Annotated in this window: 1 protein-coding gene; it reads right to left on the bottom strand. The window is 71.6% G+C overall.

Going from position 1 to position 3705, the window contains the following annotated elements; all coding sequences use genetic code 11:
• Window positions 1–203 precede the first annotated feature (203 nt).
• Window positions 204–3705, bottom strand: a 3502-nt coding sequence (locus QMK34_RS47020; RefSeq protein WP_326421532.1) for an SDR family NAD(P)-dependent oxidoreductase, incomplete at its 5' end; no start/stop codon positions are given.

Here is a 3705-nt window from a genome sequence, read left to right on the forward strand (position 1 = left end):
CCAGGCCCAGGCCGCCCACCAGGCTCACGAAACACCCACCGCGCTGTCGTATGCCACGTCGGAAAGAACCCCAAAACGGACACAAGAGCCACAAACGCAACGAACCAAACAGGTTAAACAACAAGCTTAGCGCCCTTCACCAGCAGCGAAAGGGACGTTCCTCGCAGCCAACACCAGGAACGTCCCTTTCCTGCGACTCCCGGCTAACGGGCGAGGACCAGCGAACCGAGCCAGTCCTCGATGACCTCGGCGGTGGCCGCCGAATCCTCCATGGCGAGCGAGAAATGGTCGGCTTCGATGATCCGGACGGTGTCGGCGGGCACCGGGGACGCGGTGTCGGTGCGCTCCTCGGCATCCACCAGCGGGACGGTGCACTTGACGAGCAGGGTCGGCGCGGTGGTCGGCGGGAGCTCCAGGTCGGCCATCATGCTGAACCAGTGGCTCATCGCGGACAACCGGGCGCTGTCCAGTGTCACCGACGTCGAATCCAAACCGGCCAGATAGTTCCGCGTGACCTCGCCGAAGTCGACGCTCTCTTCGGCGCGGTGGCGCAGGCTCAGCGTGTCGAGCATGATCACCGCGTCCGGCCGGATGCCCCAGGTGCTCTCCAGCACCCCCGCGACCGAGTACGCGAGCGCTCCGGCCGAGGAATGGCCGACGAGCACGAACGGTTTCCCGGCACTGGCGGTCAGGACGCTCTCCGCGATCACCCTGGACGCCGCCGCCGGGGTGGCGGGGAGTGCTTCCCCGGTCCCGAAGCCGATCAAGGGCAGCGCCGACAGCGTGCGCTTGCCGCGGAACCGGTCCGCGATCCGCGCGTACTGGTGGACGCCGCCGGTCACCACCGGGGAGCTGACGCAGATCAGCATCGGCTGCTCCGGGCCCTTGGACAAGGTGACCGCGGCGGGCAGCTCGGCCAGCTCGGCCGGGCTCTCGAAGGTCGGCCGCAGCGCAACGACCGCCTTCAGCAGCAGCATGGCCTCCTGGCCCTTGCCCGAGTCGAGCGCGCCGAAGAACAACTTCGCCAGCGTGTCGCCCGAAGCAGGCGACACCGTCTTGGCCGTCCGCGCCGGAGCGTCCGCGGGCCCGAGGTTGCCCGCGATCTCGCCGCACAGCCAGGTGGCCAGCTGCGCGGGCGTCTTGCTGTCGAAGACGATCGTCGAAGGCAGTCGCAGCCCGGCCGTCTCGGCGAGTTTGTTGCGCAGCTCCACCGCGATCAGGGAGTCGAAGCCCGATTCGAGGAACGCCCGGTCCGGGTCGAGCGCGCCGGAATCGCGGTGCCCGAGCAGCGTGGCCGCGTAGTCGACCACCAGGGCCAGGACCACTTCCTCCTGCTCGGCCGAGCCGAGTCCCCGGAGCCGGTCCCGCAGGGTCTCTGTCGAGACGGCCGAAGCTCCGGAAGCCGCCGCCCGGCGGCTCACCTGGACAAGTCCGCGCAGCAGGGCCGGGATCTCGCCCCGGTTGCCCAGGCCTGCGGCGTCGACCTTCAGCGGGACGATGAGTGCCTCGTCGGAGACGATCGCGGCGTCGAACATCCTCATGCCCTGCCGGGTGCCGATGGTCGGCAGCCCGGCCGAGGAGATCCGCTTGACGTCGTTGCCGGTGAGCGCGCCGGTCATCTCGCTCGCCTGCTCCCACAGGCCCCACGCCAGCGAGGTCGCCGGAAGTCCGAGGGCGCGCCGGTGCTGAGCCAGCGCGTCGAGGAAGGCGTTCGCCGCCGCGTAGTTGGCCTGCCCCGGACTACCGGTCACGCCGGACACCGACGAGTACAGCACGAACGCGGCCAGCGGGATGTCCGCGGTGAGCTCGTGCAGATGCCACGCGGCATCGACCTTCGGCCGCAGGACGGTGTCCAGCCGCTCCGGGGTCAAGGAGGCCACGACCCCGTCGTCGAGCACCCCCGCCGTGTGCACCACCGCGGTCAGCGGGTGCGCCGCGGGGACCGAGGCGATCAGCTCGGCGGTCGCCGCACGATCCGCGGTGTCGCAGGCGGTGATGGTGACCTCGGCGCCGTGCGCGATGAGCTCGGCCCGCAGTTCCAGCGCACCCGGCGCGTCCGGGCCGCGGCGGCTCGCCAGCAGAAGATGCCGCACCCCGCGTTCGGCGACCAGGTGCCGGGCGAGCTGCCCGGCGAGTGCCCCGGTGCCACCGGTGATCAACACCGTTCCCCCGGGGGCCAAGGCGGGCGGGATGGTCAGCACGATCTTGCCGACGTGCTTGGCGAGGCTCATGTACCGGAACGCGTCCGGCGCCCGGCGCACGTCCCAGGCGGTCACCGGCACCGGTTCGAGCGCGCCCGTGGTGAACAGCTCCAGCAGTCCGCCCAGCATCTCCTGGACGCGCTCCGGGGTGACGGCGCCGAGGTCGAAGGCCCGGTAGTCCACGTCGGCGAGACCTTCGCGGATATCGGTCTTGCCCATCTCGAGGAAGCGTCCCTCCGGCGCGAGCAGCCGCAGGGAGGCGTCGACGAACTCGCCGGTGAGGGCGTTGAGCACGACGTCGACACCGCGGCCACCGGTGGTCTCGGAGAACCGCTGCTCGAAGTCGGTCGTGCGCGAAGACGCGAGGTGGTCCTCGGCGACGCCGAGGGCGCGCAGCTCGTCCCACTTGCCCTCGCTCGCGGTGGCGAAGACCTCGGCGCCGAGGTGCTGGGCGAGCTGGATCGCGGCCATGCCGACCCCGCCAGCCCCGGCGTGGACGAGCACGGTCTCCCCGCGGCGCAACCCGGCCAGGTCGACGAACGCGTAGTACGCGGTCAGGAACACCAGCGCCACCGAAGCGGCGCTTTCGTCGGACCAGCCTTCGGGCACCAGGCCGAGGTAGCGCTCGTCGACCGCGGCGACCGGCCCGAACCCGCCGTCGACCATGCCGAACACCCGGTCGCCGGGTTTGACCGACGTCACGTCGGGGCCGATCTCGGTGACCACACCGGCGGCCTCGGCGCCCATCAGCCCGTCGCGGCCCGGGTACATGCCCAGCGCCTTGAGGACGTCGCGGAAGTTGACCCCGGCGGCGGCGACGCGGAGCCGGACCTGACGTCCGGTGAGCGGTTCAAGCACTTCGGGACAGGCTTGCAGGGTCAGGTTGTCGAGGCTGCCGCGGTGGCTGCTGCCGAGGCGCCACGGCACGTCACCGGCAGGCGGCAGGAGGCCGTCGCCCGGCACCAGCCTGGCGAGCCTCCCCGCGCGGACCGCGCCTTCGCGCACCACGACCTGCGACTCGCCGTCGTCGAAGGCGCCCAGCAACGTCGGCACGGCTTCGGCCGACTCTTCGGTGTCGTCGAGGTCCGCCAGCAGGAACCGGCCCGGGTTCTCGGTCTGCGCCGAGCGCACCAGGCCCCAGACCGCGGCCGCGGCGAGGTCGGTGACGTCTTCGCCGCCGTCGGCCATGGCGCCCCGGGTCACCAGGATCAGGCGGGACTCGGCGAAGCGGTCGTCGGCGAGGAACTGCTGGATCCGGCCGAGGGCCTGGGCGCTCAGCGCGTGCACCGAAGCCGGGCCGCCCGCGGCGAGGTCGCCCTTGACCGACAGCAGGAACACGTCGGGCGCGGTACCGGCGACCTCGGCCGGGGAGTCCACAAAGGACGTGACGGTTTCACCGGCCAGACCGGCGGCCGACGCGAAACCGAACTCGTCGCCGCCGACGATGGTCCACCGGGTGCCGGGGACCGAAGACGTCGGGACGGGGGTCCACTCCAGCCGGAAC

Origin of the sequence: Amycolatopsis sp. H20-H5 (assembly GCF_035828755.1) — a bacterium.
In the GTDB taxonomy this organism is placed as follows: domain Bacteria; phylum Actinomycetota; class Actinomycetes; order Mycobacteriales; family Pseudonocardiaceae; genus Amycolatopsis.